The sequence below is a fragment of the Gammaproteobacteria bacterium genome (assembly GCA_013816845.1).
In the GTDB taxonomy this organism is placed as follows: Bacteria; Pseudomonadota; Gammaproteobacteria; order DSM-16500; family DSM-16500; genus Aquicella.
Map to the genome: position 1 here is coordinate 293,863 of JACDDU010000001.1, position 20,802 is coordinate 314,664.

Here is a 20,802-nt window from a genome sequence, read left to right on the forward strand (position 1 = left end):
AATCCTTTTTTATAATTTTTTTATTAACGTCGTCTTACTGGCTTTTCTGAAGTGATTTAATTAAGACATCAATTTCTTCTTCATCTAATTCTTTGAACTTGCCACGGCGTAAGTAAGGTGGCAAGAAAATACTTCCAAATCGAACGCGGATAAGGCGGCTCACACTGTAATCTAATTTTTCCCACATTCGTCTGACTAAACGATTGCGTCCTTCGCTTACTGTGACATGATACCAGTGATTGCTTCCCGATCCACCCGCATCCACGATGGTTTTAAATTGGGCTAACCCATCCTCTAAATAGAGGCCTTGTTCTAACTTATTCAGCGCTGCCGGGGTTACTTCTCCACGAATCCGCACCGCATATTCACGTTCAATTTGTGAACTGGGATGCATGAGTTTATGAGCGAGTTCTCCATCATTAGTAATTAGCAAAAGACCTGAAGTGTTAAAATCTAACCGCCCCACGGTAATCCATCGACTGTTGCGAATCATAGGTAAGTTTTCAAAAATGGTAGGTCTTCGTTCAGGATCATGCCGCGTACACAACTCACCTTCTGGTTTATTGTAAAGTAACACACGAGTTTTTTGTTGATGTGATTTACTCAGCTTGACTTCGCGGCCATCCATGAAAACGCTGTCATGATAACTCATGCGATCGCCGATGACGGCAACTTTACCATTGATGGTAATTCTTCCTTCGCCAATCCAAGCTTCAACTTGACGCCGCGAACCGACACCTGCATGTGCTAATATTTTTTGTATTTTTTCACTCATGGTTACTCACTTGGTGATCAGTTTCTGTTTCAATTGACAATTGAACTTGTAATTGGGCTTCTTGAGTTTCTAAATTTTTAAATTCGGTGAGAGGGGGGAGTGCTGTTAAGGTGGTTAAGTTAAAGTGGTCCAAAAAGTTTTTCGTAGTGCCTAAGATGGCAGGCTTACCAGGGACATCTCGATAACCAACTACACGGATCCATTCTTTTTCTAATAGCGATTTAATAATGTGACTTGAAACGGTAACACCACGAATGTCTTCAATTTCTGCCCGGGTTATGGGTTGCCGATAGGCAATGATTGCTAATGTCTCTAAAAACGCCCGCGAATAACGCGGCATGCGTTCATCCCATAATTTAGTGAGCCACGGAGAAAGTTCTGCTTTAGCTTGCAAACGAAAGCCACTTGCAACTTCTTGCAGCATAATACCGCTTTCACGATGGCGTGCTTCTAAATTCGCTAAAGCTTGCTTAATATCAGCCGTCGCGGGTCTTTCTTCTTCAGAAAATAAATTTTGTAAATTAGACACGCTTAAAGGTGTGCCTGCCACCATCAAGGCAGCTTCAATAATGGCTTGTAATTTTTCCAGGGTCATCATTCTTGTCTCCAACGACTGAGTTAGCTCATACATGCTAGCAAAAAGTTAAGAATTAACCTATATTTTGCCGCTTAGAACGCATAGAAATAATTAGGTTACGCATGTCGACAGCATTAATTCGGTCATTTCACCCGCTACCTGCTTCCTCTAAAGGTGGTATTGTCACTATCGGTAATTTTGATGGCGTGCATCTTGGTCATCAAGCCTTGCTAGAAAAAGTATTAACGACAGCAAAAACTTCTCAAATACCAAGCGTCGTCCTGACTTTTGAACCGCATCCTTTTGAATTTTTTCAGCATAATCCCTTTTCTATTCCCAGGCTGACACGCTTGCGGGAAAAATACATTTTAATGCAAAGGTTAGGGATCGATAATCTTGTTATTCTCCGGTTTAATCAATTGCTTGCGAAGCGCTCCCCGGATGGATTTATTAGAGACCTTTTCACTGCTTTGGCGCCGCGTCAGATCATTGTAGGTGATGATTTTCGTTTTGGCTATCAGCGTAAAGGTGATTTTGGCTTATTAAAGCAAATGGGCGAAACCTTAGGGTTTGAAGTATCAGCTATGCCAACGACCCTTTTAGATAATGAGCGGGTGAGTAGTACGCGGGTGCGTAAGGCGCTTGCTATTGATGATTTGAAGTTGGCTCAGCGATTATTAGGACGGCCTTACAGTATGATAGGTCGTGTTGTGCGCGGGGATGGTCAGGGACGCGCATGGGGATTTCCCACCGCGAATCTTTTTCTTCATCGTAGCCTCACTGCAGTAAAAGGGGTGTATGCAGTTCGTATGCACGGGATAACTGCGCATCCTTTGTTGGGTGTGGCAAACGTTGGGATTCGGCCAACTGTGGGTGGAACCCGCTGCTTGCTCGAGGTAAACTTATTTGATTTTGATCAAGATATTTACGGTCGAGAAGTTGAAGTGGAATTTTGTGCTAAGCTGCGCGAAGAAGAATATTATCCATCAATTGATCTACTTAAAGAACAAATTGCTCGTGATGTAGTGGTCGCAAAAGCTTATTTTGAGAATGGAGTGTTATGAATAATTATAAAAATACCCTTAATTTGCCGCAAACTGACTTTCCAATGAAAGCAAATTTGTCCCAACGTGAGCCTACTTTCTTGAAACGTTGGGAAGAGATGGGATTATATGAACAACTTCGTCGGCAGGGTGTGGGTCGACCAAAGTTTGTCCTCCATATCGGTCCACCTTATGCTAATGGTCATATTCACCTTGGTACTGCTACTAACACCATTCTTAAGGACATAACGATTAAATCCAAAACATTGGCAGGATTTGATGCGCCTTATGTGCCGGGGTGGGATTGTCATGGCCTACCCATTGAATTAAATGTTGAGAAAAAAATTGGTAAACCCGGCCGTAAGGTGACGCCTGCGGAATTTAGAAAGACATGCCGTGATTATGCCGCAGGATTTATTGACATTCAGCGTAGTGAATTTAAACGTCTAGGGATTATTGCCGATTGGGATCATCCCTATCGCACAATGGATTTCGGATATGAAGCTAATATTATTCGTAGCCTAGCCAAAATCATTGAACGCGGCCATGTGGAGAAAGGTTATAAACCTGTGCATTGGTGTTTGGATTGCGCCTCTGCATTAGCAGAAGCTGAAGTTGAGTATAAGGAAAAAACTTCACTCGCAATTGATGTTCGTTTTGCCCTAGCGGAAACGGCCGATTTTTGGCAACGTTTTCCAAATCTTCAAAAAGGTATGGGCCCCCTTTCCATTCCTATCTGGACTACAACCCCATGGTCCTTACCTGCCAATGAAGCTGTCGCGCTCAATCCATTGTTGCAATATGCTCTGGTTGAATTAGCCGGTGTGGAACAAATTATTATTGCCGCCGATTTAGTGGAAACCGTGGTCAAACGTTATGAGATTGAACAGTATCGCGTTCTTGGCACCTTTCGAGGCGATGCGCTTGAAAGTCAAAAATTAAAACATCCATTTTATGATAAATTTGTGCCCGTTATCTTAGGCGATCATGTTACGGTTGAAACAGGAACAGGCGCTGTGCATACCGCACCCGCCCATGGTGTTGATGATTATACGATTGGTAAGAAATATAAATTACCCATGATTAATCCTGTGGGAAATGATGGGTGTTACATTCCAGAAACGCCGCTCTTTGCGGGTCAACATGTCTTAACGGTGAATGATAAAATTATCGATGCAATCAAAACGCATCATGCTTTATTGCATCAAGAAAAAATGACACACAGTTATCCACACTGTTGGCGACATAAGACACCTATTATTTTCCGTGCAACACCGCAATGGTTTATTAGTATGGATCGCCAAAATTTGCGCGCTGAGGCCCTTACTGCAGTTGATCGTGTGCAGTGGATTCCAGATTGGGGTAAAACAAGAATAACCAGCATGCTTGATAATCGTCCCGATTGGTGTATTTCCAGGCAACGCGCTTGGGGCGTTCCCCTCGCTTTATTCATCGACAAACAAACTGATGCGCTACATCCTGATACGATCAATTTAATGGAACAAGTGGCCAAACTTGTTGAAGAACAAGGAATTGAAGCTTGGTTTGCCTTAGATCCAAAAACATTATTAGGCGACGATGCTGCGCAATATCAAAAAGTAAATGATGTGCTGGATGTTTGGTATGATTCCGGCGTATCGCATGAGTGTGTGTTGCGGCAAAATCCGCAGCTCCATTTTCCTGCGGACCTTGTTCTTGAAGGCTCAGATCAACATCGTGGATGGTTCCAATCGCTTTTATTAACTTCCCTTGCGATTAATGGCGTTGAGCCTTACAAAGCCGTATTAACGCACGGTTACGTGGTCGATGGTCAGGGCCGAAAAATGTCAAAATCTTTGGGAAATGTTATCGCTCCCGAAGAAGTAATTCGCACTTTAGGTGCTGATGTGTTGCGCCTCTGGGTTGCATCCGTTGATTATCGTGCTGAAATTAATGTTTCAAAAGAAATTTTAAATCGTATGTCTGAAGCTTATCGCCGTATCCGTAATACTGCGCGCTTTTTACTTTCTAATTTGCATGGGTTTGACCCAGACCAACATTGGGTTCCCGTAGATCAAATGCTGATGTTGGATCGATTTGCACTTGATCAAACGAGCCGTATTCAAACTGAAATCACCCAAGCTTTCACTGCTTATCAATTTCACGCTATCGCGCAAAAGTTACATCAATTTTGTGTAACAGATTTGGGTGGTTTTTATTTAGATATTATCAAAGATCGTCAATATACCATGGCAACTGATAGCTTAGGCCGCCGTTCTGCTCAAACAGCGATGTATCATATTATTCAAGCTTTAGTTCGGTGGATGGCCCCTATTTTAAGTTTTACGGCCGAAGAAATTTGGTCTTATTTACCGAATAACCGCGAGCCCTCCGTTTTTTTAACGACTTGGTATGAACACCTACCAACGTTACCGCAAGACACTTTAATGAATGAAGATTATTGGAAAAAAATTCGTGAAGTGCGTGATGCAGTGAATAAAGAAATTGAAAAACATCGCAACTTAGGAACCATAGGATCATCACTGGAAGCCGATGTTATTCTTTACTGCGCGCCTCAATTGCAACATCAGTTGGATGCGTTAGGGGATGAATTACGTTTTGTCTTATTAACATCTTCCGCTAAAGTAATTCCAGAGCATGCAGGACCTGTTGATGCGACAACTTCTGATGTGCCAGGACTTACTTTTAAAATCACGGCAACTGAAGCGGTTAAATGTGAACGCTGTTGGCATCGTGTTGCAGATGTGGGTCATAATCCCGAGTATCCTGGCATTTGTTTACGTTGCGTTACTAATATTACAACTGATGGGGAGGTAAGACGTTTTGCGTAATTCCTCGGAGCCAATAACACAAGGACCAGTCATGCATCCCATAAAAAAATTGGCAACCACAGGGCTTGCATGGTTATTTATCGCTATTTTATGCGTGGGCCTTGATCGGTACGCTAAATTATGGATGCTCTCAAATTTAAATTTATATGAATCTTTGCCTGTCACTTCTTTTTTTAACTTAACACTTGCTTTTAATACGGGCGCCGCTTTTAGTTTTTTACATTCCGCTTCAGGATGGCAAAATATTCTTTTTGGTGGCTTAGCCTTTGCAGTTTCAGTTGCCATTATTGTGTGGCTTTCGCGAATATCTGTTAAAGATCGTTTAACCAGCATGGGTTTAAGTTTTATTTTAGGCGGCGCAATTGGCAATGCGTGGGACCGAATCCAATATGGTTACGTTATAGATTTTTTAGATTTTCATTGGGGTGATTGGCATTTCGCTATTTTCAATACTGCAGATAGCGCCATTTGCCTGGGTGCCTTCTTATTGTTATTGCAATGGGCGATTGAAGCATGGGGTAAAAAAAATTCGTCTAAGTAATTTTTTTAATAAAATTCAGTATACTTTCGACCGTGAAATCAAAGTCAGGATTATAAGTCAAAATTCGACGTCGATATTTAAGTAATTTGAGTTGATATAAATAATTTGAAACCTGCGTTTCAATGCGGTTGTAAGCGCCATACATCAATTGCGTATTGTGGGGGTGCGATGCATAGACGAAATCACCGGACTGTCCATAGTGGGGATTGGTCGGAGAGAAGGGTAAGCAAATATGCGAAAATTGTTGAATATGTAGTGCGGGGTAATGGCTATTTCTTTGGGTGATGCGTGGATCTCGCGCTACCATCTTTTTCTTAGCGGAATACATTAATAATTCACTGTTCGGTGTCGCATTTTTCATAAAGAAGGCAAGCGCTTCAGGGGTGGAGATCGTTTCATCATCTTCTGTCGTAATCATGAGCATGGGTGTTGATAGTTTTTTCTTTAGGCTGGTTTGAAGAATGTGTCTGCCTAGCTTAACCACTTCGATAACAGGATGAAGCGGAACAGATTGATATTTGGCATAATCACTTTCATCCACTTGGGAAATCCATTCAATATGATTTTTTAATTGAAAAGTTTGATGCCAACGCATGACGAGATCAACGGGGGTTGCCAGTTTGAAAATGGGTGCAAGCAGGATAAGACCTGCAACATCATCCTTTTCAAAAGTATGGGCTAGCGCCAAAGCCGCACCGGTCGAAAAGCCCACAATAAAGACCCTATCTACCTTCTCTCGCATTTTTTGCATGCCATAGCGTACTGTCGTAAGCCAATCATGATAGTTCACTTGTAATAAGTCTTTGGGCTTTGTGCCATGACCAGGAAGAAGAATAGCGAGGCTGGGAATATTCTGTGTTTTTAAGTGGTTGCTAAACTCTCGTAGTGAAAAAGGGCAGTCTAACAAGCCATGCACTAAGAGCACCCCGCATTTAGACTGATGGGTTGAATTAACTTCAAAAGGAGAATTTGCTTCTAGAATGACTCGACCGTTTGGGCTATCCAGTTGAATATCATCACGACTTTTTATAATCATCGCCTGGATCAACTCGATATACGATTTGAAAGGCAAATCATTATTAAAAAGCGGGTATTTCATAATGAAAAGGGGTAACATAAGTTGCCAAACATACTATCCAATCTATAATAAATTACCCAAAATGCCAAATATTCGACGTCCGCTATGTTAAAAATATTGATTGCTATTTTAGTTTTTTGCGTGATTAATGCGCAGGCTTTTGCAGAAGAAGCTTCCTTAAGTCTAGGCCGCGTTGCAGAAAACTTGATGGAGCCTGTAGGGTTGTTGTCCGATTTTGTTAACGTTGCTTGTTTTGCAATTGGCGTTGCTTTTCTTTTTACTTCACTCATTAAATATGCTGAACATAAAAGAAGTCCGACGATGGTACCAATCAGTACCGTTGTTTTTTTGGTTGTTGCGGGTACACTTTTAGTTCTATTGCCATTTTTAAGTTTGTTTGCTGAAGGTGGCGTTCGTTATGCAATTTTTAAATAAAAATTAAACTCAATGTGGAATGGTTGCTCATGCTTAAAATTAATCGAGTTGTTTTAATCGTTTTATCACTTTTTTGTTTATCAGCTTGCCAAGATAAATATACTTTTTCATACCTCATGACCCATCCTACGTTTACCACGAAAGAAGCCATGCGCTGTGATGCAATGCTTAATAAATCGCCCAGTGCAGCCACGCAATGTCAGCGTGTTGATGAAGCTGCGGGTTTAATTATTGCAGTGTTAAAAGAGCAACAAATGGATCCGGAAGCTTTCGGCCAAAAAATTATGAGTGCAGAAGCAGAATTAGTTGAGATCAAACTTAAGCTAAAAGTCGCTAAGGGAAACCTTGAAACACTACAAAAAAATAATACCGACCCGCTTGCATTAAAAGCAATGCGAACCGAAAGTGCTGCCTTAAAATCCATGTGTCGAGATCAAAATGATAAAGTAAAAACGATGCTAGCGATTGTTGGAATGGGCCGCCCTTAATTGGATCGGATATTAAAGGGGATTGCTTCAACGGGTTCCCCTTGATTGTCTAAACGATTTGCTGTCCCTTCAGAGCTGAATGTTTCTTTAATTCTTTACTGCGAATGACTTGTTGCCATCGCTATCACTTGTCAAATAACAAGTACTAATTTATGGGCTTTGTTTTTATAGGTTGTGACTTGAAAGAGTTTGCAAATCCCAATTTGATAGTTAAATTTCAGAATGAAAAGTTCTATCGATGATACGGATGATTTTTAGTTAACGTATAGGCTCGATAAATTTGCTCAGCAATGAGAATGCGCACCAGTTGATGAGGAAAAGTTAAAGGGGAAAGAGACCATTTTACTTCTGCCTGTTTGATGCAAGATGCGTGTAACCCATCTGCGCCACCAACCAGTAAATCAATGGTTTGACCGCGTGATAACCAAGCTGCAAGCTTCTGGGCAAACTCCTCAGTACTAAACGCCTTCCCGGTTCGATCGAGAGCTACAATAATATGATCACTTCGCATGGCTGCAAGTAATTTATGACTTTCCTGCTCCATCATTACCTTAGCGTCGCCTTTAGCTTTGCAAGGTGGTATTTCAATTAATTCTAAGTTGTAAGGCGCGGATAAGCGCTGGGCGTACTCATTGAAGCCTTGGTGAATCCAAGGCTTCGCTTTATGAGTAATGGTTAATAATCGGATCGCCATAAAAGAAACAATTAACCTTTCGATTCTCGCATGACGACGACGGGTTCCCACAAATCTTCTAAGCTATAAAATGAACGGGTTGCTGCCAACATGACATGAACCACGACATCGCCCAAATCCACTAAAATCCATTCACTTGTGCGCTCACCTTCCATGCGAACAAATGATGCATCATGGGCTTTTGCCTGTCTTGCAACTTCATCGGCGAGTGCTTTAACGTGGCGTGTGGAACGTCCTGTACACATGATCATATAATCAGTAATAGACGTTAAATCACGGACATCCATTTCAACAACTTCAATTCCCTTTAATTCATCAAGGGCCGATAAGGCAATATCACGTAATGTTTCAGATTTCATATGTTAAGTTTCCTCTTTTCTGCCCGACATTTTGCGTAAACTTCATCCTTAGTTCAATTCATTATTTTCTGACTAATGTTTGCTCAAGTGATAAATCCCTTGTTCTTGTATGTAATCGTATACTTGGTCAGGTAATAAAAAGCGAGGATTTCGCCCCACAGCGATCTGTTTGCGAATGTCTGTCGCTGAAATATCAAGTGCCGTAATAGGTCGAAGTAGGATGCCGCCAGCCATGTTTTCGTGAATAAAAGAAATTTCATGCTGGAGTCTTTCCTTAACTAAATCAGCAACAATGCCTGTTTCTGGAAGCTGATATTGTGGACGATGGGCGATGATGATGTGGGCTTGTTTTAATATTTCTTCATAACGATGCCAGCTTGGAAAACCTAAGAAAGCATCAATACCAATAATCAAACAAAGCGGCGTATTTGCAAATTCTTCGTGCAAGTCAAATAATGTATCAATCATGTAAGAAGGCGATTGACGGCGAATTTCTCGATCGTCAGCAAAGAGCTCCGGTGCGCCGACGACTGCACATTGGACCATTTTTAAACGTTGTAAAGGACTCGCGCTAGGAAGTTTCCGATGGACAGGTTGGAAGCATGGGAGAATATGAACTTTAGCCAGATCCAACATTTCATATAATTCGAGCGCCATTCTTAAATGGCCCATATGAATAGGATCGAAAGTGCCGCCTAAAATGCCGATTGCTTTATGTGTTTGATGCATAGGCCTTTTGTATGCAAGTTAGCTTGCAATCATTATTATATTATACCCTAATCAGGGTAGGTTACATTGCAAATCGTAGGCAAAATAATTGCAATGCTTGCCAAATATTACCTTGCTTCAATCCTTTAATTGTTTTATCAATCTCCGTAATCGCCAATAATAAGTCAGTACAAGTTGTTGCGGACATGCGAGTTAAAAATTGTCGGACACTTATTTTACGTTGCATAAAAATACGATATTGTTGACATAATTTTTCAAACGCTTGACCTTCTTTTTCTTTTTGAAAAAGTTCATGCATGACTCTTATCTCGCGCGTCATTGACCATACAATCATGAGCGGTTCTGTCCCTTCTTTTTTCAACATCTCTAAAATGTAGAGCGCTTGTTTGGTATCGCCACTGAGGAGAGCGTCAGTTAGATGGAATACTGTAAATCGAGATTCATCGGTAATGATTTCGTTTAGACGGGTTGCAGTAATTTCGCCTTCAAGCTGCATTAAATAAAGTTTTTCAAGGGTCTGCAAAGCAGCAGCAACATTACCAAAAGCAAATTGAGCGAGTAATTGCACGGCTTCAGCATGCAAGTTTAATTTATATTTACGCGCGCGCGTGACGATCCACTGATGTAACTTATCCGGCGTAAGGGGCCATAAAGTGATAACAACGGCTTTTTTTTCTAATTGTTTATACCATTCGCTTTTCTCAATTTTAGCATCGAGTTTATCAAGTTCAATTAGCAAAACCTGCCCTGGGGGAATAGCTTTCCCATACTCTTGCAATAAATCCCCAGCAAATTTAGTGGGTAAATGCGTGCGACAATCCAATTCAATAAGACGCGATTCGGCAAGTAAGGAGTGCGTATACAAATGACCGTGCAAGTCTTGCCAGTCTGCAGTTGATGCTGGGGCTAAGCGCACTCGCTCAGTAACCTGGCATCGTTTAGCAGCTTTTCGAATAGCGGATAACGTTTCTTGTCTCAGTTGAAATTCTTCGCCGCTGACAATATAAACTGACGCAAGCGTTTGAGCTAAGTGTTGTTCTAACTGAAAATAAGTAAGTTTCATGGCAAATGCTGTGAAGCTGCAAAATTAGAAAGCATGGTCGTTACCTGTTGAGAGGAGATACGATTCATAATGCCATAAGCAAGTGAACGACGCATTTGTTGATAATATAAATTAGCTTCATTACTTGTTCCTAAAATTTGATTGGACTGAATCGTAATAACGCGTGCTTCTTGTAACATTTGTGCAGGTAAAATAACTTTGCCGGCAGAATCGGTAATTTGAAAAATGACTGTAGTTTTTAAGTGATATTGACGGGTTTGCTGAGTGCTGCTCACGCTTAATAAATCTTCAGTCGTTTGATCTTGCATAATCACTAAGATCGTCTCAGCCTCTTGCGGGGAAGCAACGAGTTGTACTTTGGACATTTTCAAATAGGATTGTAAGCTCCGTGCTAAATAACCATACGGATCTGAAGATTGTAAATACATTCGCTTTAAAGGCTTCGCTAATTGCATCTGTCCTTGCAAATGAAATCCGCACGCTGAAAGCATCAGCGTAAAGAACACAATCCCTATCACAGAAAAAAGTTTCATGGCAAGCCTTAATGATGATTCAACTCGGAAGCTGTGTTTTTTTATTTACTTAAAAGCAGGAATTGTTACGCAAGCTATTCAGGGTTGTTATGTAGCGCGACCCGACTTAGTTTATGCAACAATTCTTAAAAATTATTGCGCCGTTACAATGTTCACTAACTTCCCGGGGACAATAATAATTTTCTTGATGTCTTTTCCCTCGATCAATTGACTGACTTTGGGATCAGTTTTGACAGCTTCTTCAATAACATCTGTAGCAGCATCGTGCGCAACTCGAATGCGACTACGTAATTTTCCATTAATCTGTACAACTAATTCAATGGTTTCAACCTTAAATACAATTGGACTTGATCGCGGCCATGGTGCATCTAAAATAGTGTTGCCATAGTTTAATTCCACCCACAGTTGATGCGTAAGGTGGGGTGTAATAGGCGCAAGTAAGCGCAACAAAATACTTAATCCTTTTTGAATAACAATCTCACGAATATCAATCTTTTGCGGATTGTGAGTGGATTCAATTTTGTTAAGTAAATTGAAAATTTTCATGCAACCCGAAACAACGGTATTAAATTGCTGACGTTCAAAATCGTATTTTGCTTGATCGAGGACAACATAAATTTGGCGAAATAAATCAACTTGCATGGGATCTGCATTTTCCCAATGGGTTGAACCGAAGGCGTTTGATTCAGGAAGCATATTTTGCTTTTGAACTAGTTCACGATGCTCGTAAGCGTAACTCCACAAGCGTTTTAAAAAACGATGCGCACCTTCTACACCACTATCTGACCATTCTAAACTCTGTTCAGGGGGTGCGGCAAACATAATGAAAAGACGCACAGTGTCTGCACCATATTGATCAATTAAGGCTTGGGGATCAACTGTGTTGCCTTTTGATTTCGACATCTTCTGGCCTTGGTTTAGCACCATCCCTTGCGAAAGTAATCGCGTAAAGGGTTCATCGCTATGAATCAAGCCTTCATCACGCATCAGCTTGTGAAAGAAGCGTGCATAAAGTAAATGTAAAACAGCATGTTCAATCCCGCCGACATATTGATCGACAGGCAGCCAATAATTGGCCCGTGCATCTAGCATAGCTTTATTTTGTTTTTTACAAGTTAATCGCGCGTAATACCAAGAAGACTCCACAAAGGTATCAAATGTGTCAGTTTCACGTTCAGCAGGACCGCCACAGTGGGGGCAGGTTGTATCAATAAATTGTCGTGATGTTTTAAGGGGTGATTTCACGCCATCAAATTTTACATCCTCAGGTAACACAACAGGTAAGTCTTTTTCGGGAACGCCTTGCGCACCACATTTTTGACAGTAAATAATAGGAATGGGCGCACCCCAATAACGTTGACGTGCAATACTCCAATCTCTTAAGCGATAATGAACTTTGCAAATCCCTTTTTTTTCTTCAGTGAGTTTATGATTAATAGCGTCTTTAGCAGATTTGGATTCCATGCCAGTGAATTCATCAGAATCAATTAAAATTCCTTCATCACCATAAGCTGCTTGATTAAAATCCCATTCCCTATTAGGCGGGAGGATGACGGGTTTAATTTCAATTTGATATTTTTTAGCTAATTCAAAATCCCGTTCGTCATGTGCGGGGACGCCCATCAAAGCGCCTGAGCCATATTCTTGTAGGACAAAATTTGCGACCCAAATAGGAATCGGAAGACCTGTTAGGGGATGAATTGCGTTTAGGTTTAAAGGGATGCCACGTTTTTCCATCGTTGCCATGTCAGCTTCTGCGACTTTAATGTTACGACATTCTTCTACAAATTGAGCCAACTGCGGATTACGCGAGACCATTTTTTTACTGAGTGGATGTTGTGCTGCTACTGCAATAAACGTTACGCCATATAAAGTATCGGGACGTGTAGTATAAACCGTCAAGGGATCCTGATCTTCTACTTCAAATTGAATTTCGATGCCTTCCGAGCGACCTATCCAGTTGCGTTGCATGGTTTTGACTTGTTGGGGCCAGTGGGGGAGTTGATCAATATCACGCAACAACTCTTCAGCATAATCGGTTATTTTTAAAAACCATTGTGGAATTTGACGACGTTCAACTAGTGCTCCGGACCGCCAACCTCGGCCATTCACGACTTGTTCATTTGCGAGAACAGTTTCGTCTACGGGGTCCCAATTGACTTCTGCATTTTTACGATAAATCAATCCCTTCTTATAAAGCTGTAAAAAGAACCACTGCTCCCATCGATAGTAACTTGGGTCACACGTTGCAAATTCACGTGTCCAATCATAAGCGAAACCCATCCGGTTCATTTGTTGTCGGATATGCGCGATGTTTTTTTTTGTCCAAACTGCAGGGGCGATTTTATTGGCAATGGCTGCATTTTCAGCGGGTAAACCAAATGCGTCCCAACTCATCGGTTGCAATACATTTTTTCCTAACATGTATTGGTAGCGAGAGATCACGTCACCAATTGTATAGTTACGAACATGTCCCATATGAAGGCTACCGCTAGGGTAGGGCATCATACTTAAACAATAGAATTTTTCTTTATTAAAATCTTCGACGGCTAAGAAAGCATTGGTTTCTTGCCAGAAGCGCTGCGTATTCATTTCAACGTTTTGCGGTTGATACTGCTCTTCCATTATGTGCTCGCTATATTATTATGAGTTGATTTTTTCTTCTTCGAAGTCTTTCAATAATTGTCCATGTCTTGCAAAAGAAAGTTCCAAGGCTGCTTTTCTACACGCGGCACGCTCACTACGTAACGCAATAACGAGTAAGCCAAGCAAGATGACTAAAAGAGGATCCATGCCATTATACATCCAGGGGGTTAAACCGAAAGTAGGTTGCACACTTCCTTCTAATACATAAGTTTGATGGGGTGGCGCTTGAGATTGCAAATTACCATCCGGGCCGATAATGGCGGTTAAACCATCATTACTGATGACCGTGACAGGACGTCGCAATTCAACGGCGCGCATGGCAGCCATTTGTAAATGTTGGGCTTGCGCCGCCGATTTACCAAACCACGCATCATTGGTGAGCGTCATTAAAAATCCGATCTCTCGATCTCGGGTCAGCATTAATTCTGGGAACGCGATTTCATAGCAAATTGAGGGTAAAATTTTCACACCCTGTATCGTGAAGGCAGGTTGATCATCTCCGCCTGGCGTAACATCTGACATAGGGATTTGTAGGATATTAAGTAAGCCGGTAAACACGTTGGTGAGTGGGACATATTCACCAAAAGGTACAAGATGTCGCTTTAAATAAACTTTTTTATCAGCGCCGACGGACACGATGGCATTAAAATATTTATTGCCACGTGCTTCTATCGGAATTCCAAAAATGAGGTGCGCTTGATTGCGTTTTGCTAGCTTGTCCATTTCTTCCACGAAAGCGCCAACATCTTGTAAGGCCATAGGAATGGCGCCTTCTGGCCAAATGATGAGTTTATTTTTTCCCCATAACGGTTCACTTAAGTTTTGATAACGATCGAATGAAAGTTGAATGTGTTGAGGTGACCATTTAATTTTTTGTGGAATAGCACCCTGCACTAAACTCATAGAAATCGGGGAACCCATTGGTTTTGTCCAAGGTATAAAGCAAAGTGCAGCGCCTAGGATCCATAATCCTGTGAAACTCAATAAATTAAAATAAACGCTTTTATAGTCTTTTTTGTTGAGCTGAATAATGGCATTAACAATGAGACCACTTGCAAGTAAAGCCACTAAAGAGACGCCATAAACGCTGAAAAGCGGTGCAAAGCCTTTCAGGGGTGAGTTAGTTTGGCTGTACCCTAAAAAAAGCCAAGGAAAACCCGTAAAAAGCCAACTTCGAATCCATTCACTTAAAATCCAAAGCGCGGGAAAAGCGCAGAGAATTTTAGTCGCATTACGATGCGGAAAAAATCGATTGAGTAAATATCCAACGGTTGCAGGATAAAGACTCAAAAAAGCAATAAAAAGTGCGGTAATAAAAATAGCTAAGGGCGGAGGCAATCCGCCCACATCATGCATACTGATATAGACCCAGTAGACACCGACACCATAAAAACCTGCGCCGAACCAAAAACCTAATTTAAAGCCGCCGCGTGCATTCGTTTTTAATAACAATGCGAGTAAGCAAGCAGGTGAAATAAATGCCAACGGATAAATGCCGTAAGGCGCAAAAGCGAAGGTCAACGCTATGCCTAATAGCAGAGCGAGCAGGCTCGGTTTGGTTCGTAAAAGCCAATTATTCATGGGAGATAATTCATTTAGAATGAGTGAACAGAAAGTTTACTCAAGATCAATCGGATCTGCCAATAATTAATGTGTTTATTTAGGCATTGGGATGCTCAACCGTATTAAAACGTGCATTAATTTAACTTGAGTTGCCTTGGCAATTTTGCTAATTTGTTTTTCTCTTTTTTTCCCTCTTTTCTTGCTGAAGCATTTCAGTAAAAAAAAAATTAAAAAAAATGCAAGGAAAATGCTCCCATGAAAATTCAACTGAAGTGTTGTTTTACCGCTTTATTTGCAATGAGCTTGCTATCGTCGCTATGGGCTAATGAAGTTCTACCCTCACCGCAAGAAAAGATTGCTTCGACCCAAGTCGAACCCAAATCGTTAAGAGATGAACTTGAAGTTTTAAAAAAACAGTTAAATGCGATTAAAAGTCAATTAGCTACACCGCAACCCCGATTAACCTATCGCCATGCACGTATACAACTTGCGCAAAACCAAGTTAACCAAGCAAAGCAATCTCGTTCAGCAAAAGCTTCAATACCTTCAACTGAAAATACGAGTGGTACCACTTCTGCAGGCATAGGCGAGTCGGTCCCCAATACGAACGTGCCAGTTCCCGGAGATAAGCCAGCTCATTTATCGCAAAAGGATTTGTATAAACTTATTACTGAAGAAGCTCAGTATTTGCCCTTTGATTTAGACGTTCCGGGCCAAGCTTTTGTATCGACCGGACCTTATGTGGGGGTACCTCTACAATTTTCTGGTTCCAATCTTATTGTTAATAGTCCCAGTGTTAATACTGATGTGCAATTATTAAGTATTCGACAATCAATCTATAAACAACTCATGGCAATGGGTGGGGAGATTTTTAGTGAACCTTTCCATTCTCATTTACTCTTAAGTGGTGTAGTAGAGGTACAAGCTGGTGCAATTGATCCTAGTGCTGCGCCGCACCGTTCTGATATTGATGTGACTAATGTAAGTTTCGACTTATTTTTCATCGGACCAAGCAGATGGTTGCTGGGTTTTGTTGAGTTTTCTTATGACAATGGTTTGCCAGAAACTCATTTTTATCGGTTCGCTAACTCTCGGGTTTATGTTAATAAAGCATTTGTAACGATTGGGGACTTCACCGTTACGCCTTGGTATGGTTCCTTTGGACAATTTTATGTCCCATTTGGTACTTTCTCCACCGTCATGTTGAGTGATACTTTACCTAAATTAATTGGACGCACCAAAGCACGTGCCATTCAATTAGGTTATTGGGGCGATGGGGATAATGCTTTTTACGGCGCAGCTTATATTTTCCGCGGTGATAGTTATGCAGGCTCTGCAAGCCGAATTAATAATGGCGGCCTCAATTTTGGTTATCGGTTTAAATCAGCAGTAGTAAGTGGAAATGTTGGTGGTGGTTTAATTAGCAACATTGCAGATTCTGGGGGTATGCAATTAGGAACAGGATTTGCCTTTGCTGAGCAAATTTCACATCGAGTGCCTGCGTACAATTTGCGAGGCATATTTAATCTCGGTACCCACGTGGATTTAATTGGTGAATGGATAGGTGCTGCAAAAAGTTTTAGTCCTAACGATATGTCTTATAATGGTCAGGGCGCAAAGCCTTCTGCATTTGACCTCGAGTTGGCTTATTCTTTCTTTATTTTACAAGATCGTCCAAGCTCTATCGGTATTGGCTATGGACATTCTTATGAAGCGCTTGCATTAGGAGTGCCCTTATCTCGTTATTCTATGGCGTTTAATACTTCCCTTTGGCGGAACACTTTGCAAAGTATTGAAATTCGTCATGATCAAAATTATGCAGCGAGTGATACCGGGAATGGCCCTGTTGCCGCAGCGATCCCTCCCGTTACTTGCACTTCAGCAGTTTGCTCTACTTCAGGGCAGGGGGATAATGCGATTGTTCTTTCCTTTGATTACTTCTTTTAAATAAAACGATCAGTGGGCGATTTCTGCCCACTGATTATTTCAATGCATTTTTTTCTTCTGCTAATGTTGTTTTATACGGATACTCACACCAGACACGAATAACACATTCTGGACAATGGGGCTTTCTTGCAACACAAACATAGCGTCCATGAAGAATCAACCAATGATGCGCGTTTGGTTTGAATTCATCAGGTATATTTTTCATTAATTGCTTTTCAACCGCTAACGGTGTTTTGCCCTTAGCTAAGCCAGTTCGATTTGCAACTCTGAAAATATGCGTATCGACTGCAATGGTTGGTTGATGAAAACACGTATTTAAAATAACGTTGGCTGTTTTTCTACCAACTCCCGGCAGCGTTTCAAGTTCTTCTCGAGTTGTAGGCACTTGGCCATGAAAATTTTGAATTAAAATTTTACAGGTTGCGATTACATTTTTAGCTTTGGTGGTGTACAAGCCGATTGTTTTAATGAACTGTCGAAGTCTTTCTTCCCCAAGGTCTAAGATTTTTTCCGGGGTATGAGCGATTGGAAATAAAAGTGCAGTTGCTTTATTGACTGACTTGTCCGTAGCTTGCGCAGATAAAATGACAGCAATTAACAATTCAAAATGGCTATGATAGTTAAGTTCAGTCGTTGGTTGCGGATTAATTTGTTCAAATTTTAAAAAAATTTTGCGAATGGTTTTTCTATCCATTTTGATCTTCTCAACTTATAATGATTCCCAATTTATTTATTGATGGACCGAGCTCGCGTCGTAGGTTGGTAGAATTAAGGCCATTTGACATGCAACCGTATCTTAGCATAGTTATTCCCGTTCATAATGAACAAGAAGTTCTTGAAGAATTATACACACGTTTGACCACCTCACTCGATCGACTTGAATTACCCTACGAAATTATTTTTACTAATGATGGCAGCACCGATCATTCATCTTCGCTATTGCAAAACTTTCATCAACGACGACCCCACCACATTCGCGTGATTGAATTCAATGGCAACTTTGGTCAGCACATGGCTATCATGGCAGGTTTTGAGCGAGTTCGTGGTGAAATTATAATCACGATGGATGCAGATTTACAAAATCCTCCAGAAGAAATTGGCAAGCTTGTTTCTGCTATGCAAGCTGGCCATGATGTTGTTAATACTTACAGGCAAAATCGTCAAGATTCTTTATGGCGTAAAAAATTCTCTCATTGGCATAATCAAATTCGTGCATGGATGATGCCAAAATTGAAAATGCGAGATGAGGGTTGTATGCTGCGTGCATATCGACGCAACATTGTGGATTTAATGGCCGCAAGTTGTGAAAGCACTACCTTTATCCCTGCTTTAGCGTTAACTTATGCGGCCAACCCCACTGAAGTTCCGGTACTGCATGCGGAGCGAAGTGCGGGCACCTCTAGTTATGGCTTTTATCAACTCATTCGTTACAACTTTGATCTTGTTACGGGCTTTTCAGTTTTTCCGCTACAAGTGTTTACGATGATCGGTGTTTTAATTTCGATGTGTAGTTTTGCATTTGTAATTTTTCTTTTTCTTCGCCGTATGTTCTTAGGACCGGAAGTTGAAGGAGTGTTCACACTGTTTGCTATCCTCTTTTTTCTGTTAGGCATCGTGCTTTTTGGATTAGGGATCGTGGGTGAATATGTAGGGCGGATTTATCAAGAAGTTCGCAAACGTCCCCGTTTCGTTATTCGTGAGGTGTTGGAAAGCGCTTTGACTGACGATGTGTTAACGCTTCCGCCAAGAGTTGCTCCCGTACTTGCTAAGGAATCTGATGCAATTGGCACTTGAGGAAGAATTTGTTGCAGGCGTTGATGAAGCAGGACGTGGGCCCTTAGCAGGCCCAGTTATTGCAGCTGCGGTTATACTTAATCCAAAAAAAAGAATACGCGGTTTAGCGGATTCAAAATTATTGTCAGAAAAAGAACGTTTACGGTTATTTGACGAAATTAGAAAACATTGTCTTGCTTGGAGTGTAGCGCGCGGTACGGTCAATGAAATTGATACCGTAAATATTCTGCAAGCGACTTTTCTTGCGATGCAACGCGCTGTTCGTCAACTACATATACCACCTACCCTTGCACTCATTGATGGCAACTTATGCCCTGCTTTTCCTTGCGCTGCCAAGTCGATTATCAAAGGAGATCAATTGGAACCTGCTATTAGTGCCGCATCTATTATCGCCAAAGTTTTACGGGATCGTTTAATGACGATGTTGGATAAACGTTATCCCCACTATGGATTTGCCCAACACAAAGGATATGGAACCGAACAACATTTAACTTCACTTCGTCAGCATGGTCCAAGTCGCATCCACCGGCGCTCGTTTGCCCCAGTTGCTGCACTCTATCGATCCAGTTAGATTTTACCTAATATAGATTAATCATATAAAAAATTACCTCTCCTGTATAAAGTTTGCTACAATGCGCAAAAAATAACTAGAACAGAGGCGATAAGATGAAATCTACTCAGGTCCTGCGGATTGACTCCACTAATTTTACGCTCGCACAATCGGCTAAAAAATATACAAACTCTACGCTGAATCAAACCCTAGCTCAACAAGAAAAATATAGCGAACCAGGTGAAAGCCTATCCCTACTCTCATCATTAAACGACCTCTATCGTGTTGATCCTGATGATTTAATCTATGAATTCATGGGATCGACCAACCTAGTAAAGCAAGCAGAAATGAGTGACATAGCTTATGCCAATCGGGCAGCGGATTATCTTTTTAGTGCAATCGAAACGGGAAAAAGTAAAAAGGTTAACATTGAATTTTTTGAAATGGATCGAGGTATACATAACCTCATTGTCATTGGCAGAAATCCGCAGACCGATCCGAAGAATCCATTAACATGGGGTCCAGACGTTTATATTTGTGATCCTTTATTAAACGTTGTACTTTGTGCTACAGATTATGTGCGTTACTTAGAACATTACAAAATTTACGCTGAAAAAGTGAGTAGACCCCTAGCTAGTTCTACGCATTCCACAACGGTAGAATGTCGAATCGATAAGACATCATTTATTTTAACTACACTCTTAGAAAAGCGCAGTAATAATCGTTATTTGGAAGAAATGAAGAATTTATTTGAATTCAAAATTAATTTATTGATTCAAGTATTAGATTCACTAAAAAATGATTTAAAAAGTACAAGTGATTTACCTTCACTTTCTATTGAAAGGATGATCGATGAACTGAAAAATCTAAAAATCGATAAATCGATTTGTAACTATACCGATGCTAGATCTAAGCTCTCGGATTCACTTAAGGATACTTTTAAATCCATAAAAAATCTCATCGATCAATTATTCCCTTCTGAGACAATGGTTAAAATTAAAAAGGAGTCGGGGTTTTATTCATTTTTTAGAGAAAACAAAAAAATGGCTTCACAAGCTGACTTGAAGGCATTACAACATTTCAATGTTAGCTTAAAGCAAATTGAGCGGGCACATGAATTTTATAACCAATCAATGCTGCACTCTAAACCCTGATT

General features: G+C 40.9%; 20 protein-coding genes. 9 read left to right on the forward strand and 11 right to left on the reverse strand.

Translation table 11 applies throughout. The features are described 5' to 3' along the window. Positions 1-34: 34 nt before the first annotated feature. Together H0W64_01425 and scpB are read right to left on the reverse strand one after the other, a co-directional pair. A complete protein-coding gene (locus H0W64_01425; GenBank protein ID MBA3660365.1) occupies positions 35-775 on the reverse strand; it encodes a pseudouridine synthase in 741 nt (246 codons plus the stop codon). Further along, entirely contained in the window at positions 768-1,370 is a 603-nt protein-coding gene (gene scpB, locus H0W64_01430) for an SMC-Scp complex subunit ScpB (protein ID MBA3660366.1), read from the reverse strand. Before scpB ends, H0W64_01425 begins: the two co-directional genes overlap by 8 nt. Positions 1,371-1,474: 104 nt before the next feature. On the opposite strand from scpB, the gene ribF reads away from it, so the two are divergent. From ribF to H0W64_01445, 3 genes are read left to right on the forward strand one after another with little or no spacing between them, the layout of a single operon-like run. Beyond that, positions 1,475-2,416, forward strand: a complete 942-nt coding sequence (gene ribF / locus H0W64_01435; GenBank protein ID MBA3660367.1) for a bifunctional riboflavin kinase/FAD synthetase — start codon at positions 1,475-1,477, stop codon at positions 2,414-2,416. Next, the gene (gene ileS, locus H0W64_01440) at positions 2,413-5,226 is read left to right on the forward strand and encodes an isoleucine--tRNA ligase (GenBank protein MBA3660368.1); all 2,814 of its coding nucleotides are present in this window, start codon (positions 2,413-2,415) and stop codon (positions 5,224-5,226) included. The genes ribF and ileS overlap by 4 nt, the downstream gene beginning before the upstream one ends. A 31-nt stretch (positions 5,227-5,257) precedes the next feature. Beyond that, on the forward strand, positions 5,258-5,767 hold the full coding sequence (locus tag H0W64_01445; GenBank protein ID MBA3660369.1) for a lipoprotein signal peptidase: 510 nt from the start codon (positions 5,258-5,260) through the stop codon (positions 5,765-5,767). On the opposite strand, the gene H0W64_01450 is transcribed toward H0W64_01445, so the two are convergent. Continuing rightward, positions 5,760-6,803 carry an alpha/beta fold hydrolase gene (locus tag H0W64_01450; protein ID MBA3660370.1) on the reverse strand — a complete coding sequence of 348 codons (1,044 nt, stop codon included), beginning with the start codon at positions 6,801-6,803 and terminating at the stop codon, positions 5,760-5,762. The two genes, H0W64_01445 and H0W64_01450, sit on opposite strands and share 8 nt — an antisense overlap. Positions 6,804-6,950: 147 nt before the next feature. On the opposite strand from H0W64_01450, the gene H0W64_01455 reads away from it, so the two are divergent. Next, a complete protein-coding gene (locus H0W64_01455) occupies positions 6,951-7,280 on the forward strand; it encodes a hypothetical protein (GenBank protein ID MBA3660371.1) in 330 nt (109 codons plus the stop codon). 29 nt (positions 7,281-7,309) lie between these two features. Beyond that, entirely contained in the window at positions 7,310-7,768 is a 459-nt protein-coding gene (locus H0W64_01460) for a hypothetical protein (protein MBA3660372.1), read from the forward strand. Between the two features lie 232 nt (positions 7,769-8,000). Here H0W64_01460 and rlmH read toward each other — a convergent pair whose 3' ends face one another. From rlmH to lnt, 7 genes are all read right to left on the reverse strand, one after another. Then, positions 8,001-8,462, reverse strand: a complete 462-nt coding sequence (gene rlmH, locus H0W64_01465; protein ID MBA3660373.1) for a 23S rRNA (pseudouridine(1915)-N(3))-methyltransferase RlmH — start codon at positions 8,460-8,462, stop codon at positions 8,001-8,003. 11 nt (positions 8,463-8,473) lie between these two features. Beyond that, on the reverse strand, positions 8,474-8,821 hold the full coding sequence (gene rsfS / locus H0W64_01470; protein MBA3660374.1) for a ribosome silencing factor: 348 nt from the start codon (positions 8,819-8,821) through the stop codon (positions 8,474-8,476). Positions 8,822-8,893: 72 nt separating this feature from the next. Continuing rightward, positions 8,894-9,550: a nicotinate-nucleotide adenylyltransferase gene (gene nadD / locus H0W64_01475; GenBank protein ID MBA3660375.1), complete on the reverse strand. Its 657-nt coding sequence runs from the start codon at positions 9,548-9,550 to the stop codon at positions 8,894-8,896. Positions 9,551-9,611: 61 nt separating this feature from the next. Further along, on the reverse strand, positions 9,612-10,613 hold the full coding sequence (holA, locus tag H0W64_01480) for a DNA polymerase III subunit delta (GenBank protein MBA3660376.1): 1,002 nt from the start codon (positions 10,611-10,613) through the stop codon (positions 9,612-9,614). After that, positions 10,610-11,146, reverse strand: coding sequence for a hypothetical protein (locus H0W64_01485; GenBank protein ID MBA3660377.1), 537 nt, complete (start codon positions 11,144-11,146; stop codon positions 10,610-10,612). Before H0W64_01485 ends, holA begins: the two co-directional genes overlap by 4 nt. Before the next feature lie 132 nt (positions 11,147-11,278). Then, positions 11,279-13,771, reverse strand: a complete 2,493-nt coding sequence (locus H0W64_01490; protein ID MBA3660378.1) for a leucine--tRNA ligase — start codon at positions 13,769-13,771, stop codon at positions 11,279-11,281. Positions 13,772-13,789: 18 nt separating this feature from the next. Further along, positions 13,790-15,373: an apolipoprotein N-acyltransferase gene (lnt, locus tag H0W64_01495; protein ID MBA3660379.1), complete on the reverse strand. Its 1,584-nt coding sequence runs from the start codon at positions 15,371-15,373 to the stop codon at positions 13,790-13,792. Between the two features lie 237 nt (positions 15,374-15,610). Between lnt and H0W64_01500 the strand changes: the two genes are divergently transcribed. After that, positions 15,611-17,302 (forward strand): LbtU family siderophore porin, encoded by a 1,692-nt coding sequence (locus H0W64_01500; protein ID MBA3660380.1) that lies wholly within the window; start codon positions 15,611-15,613, stop codon positions 17,300-17,302. Positions 17,303-17,336: 34 nt separating this feature from the next. On the opposite strand, the gene nth is transcribed toward H0W64_01500, so the two are convergent. Beyond that, positions 17,337-17,996, reverse strand: coding sequence for an endonuclease III (gene nth / locus H0W64_01505; GenBank protein ID MBA3660381.1), 660 nt, complete (start codon positions 17,994-17,996; stop codon positions 17,337-17,339). Positions 17,997-18,085: 89 nt separating this feature from the next. On the opposite strand from nth, the gene H0W64_01510 reads away from it, so the two are divergent. The 3 genes from H0W64_01510 to H0W64_01520 all read left to right on the forward strand — a co-directional run bounded on the left by H0W64_01510 (position 18,086) and on the right by H0W64_01520 (position 20,800). Next, positions 18,086-19,096: a glycosyltransferase gene (locus H0W64_01510; GenBank protein MBA3660382.1), complete on the forward strand. Its 1,011-nt coding sequence runs from the start codon at positions 18,086-18,088 to the stop codon at positions 19,094-19,096. Next, entirely contained in the window at positions 19,080-19,667 is a 588-nt protein-coding gene (gene rnhB / locus H0W64_01515; GenBank protein MBA3660383.1) for a ribonuclease HII, read from the forward strand. Before H0W64_01510 ends, rnhB begins: the two co-directional genes overlap by 17 nt. 95 nt (positions 19,668-19,762) lie before the next feature. Continuing rightward, a complete protein-coding gene (locus H0W64_01520) occupies positions 19,763-20,800 on the forward strand; it encodes a hypothetical protein (GenBank protein MBA3660384.1) in 1,038 nt (345 codons plus the stop codon). The last annotated feature ends 2 nt before the right edge of the window (positions 20,801-20,802 follow it).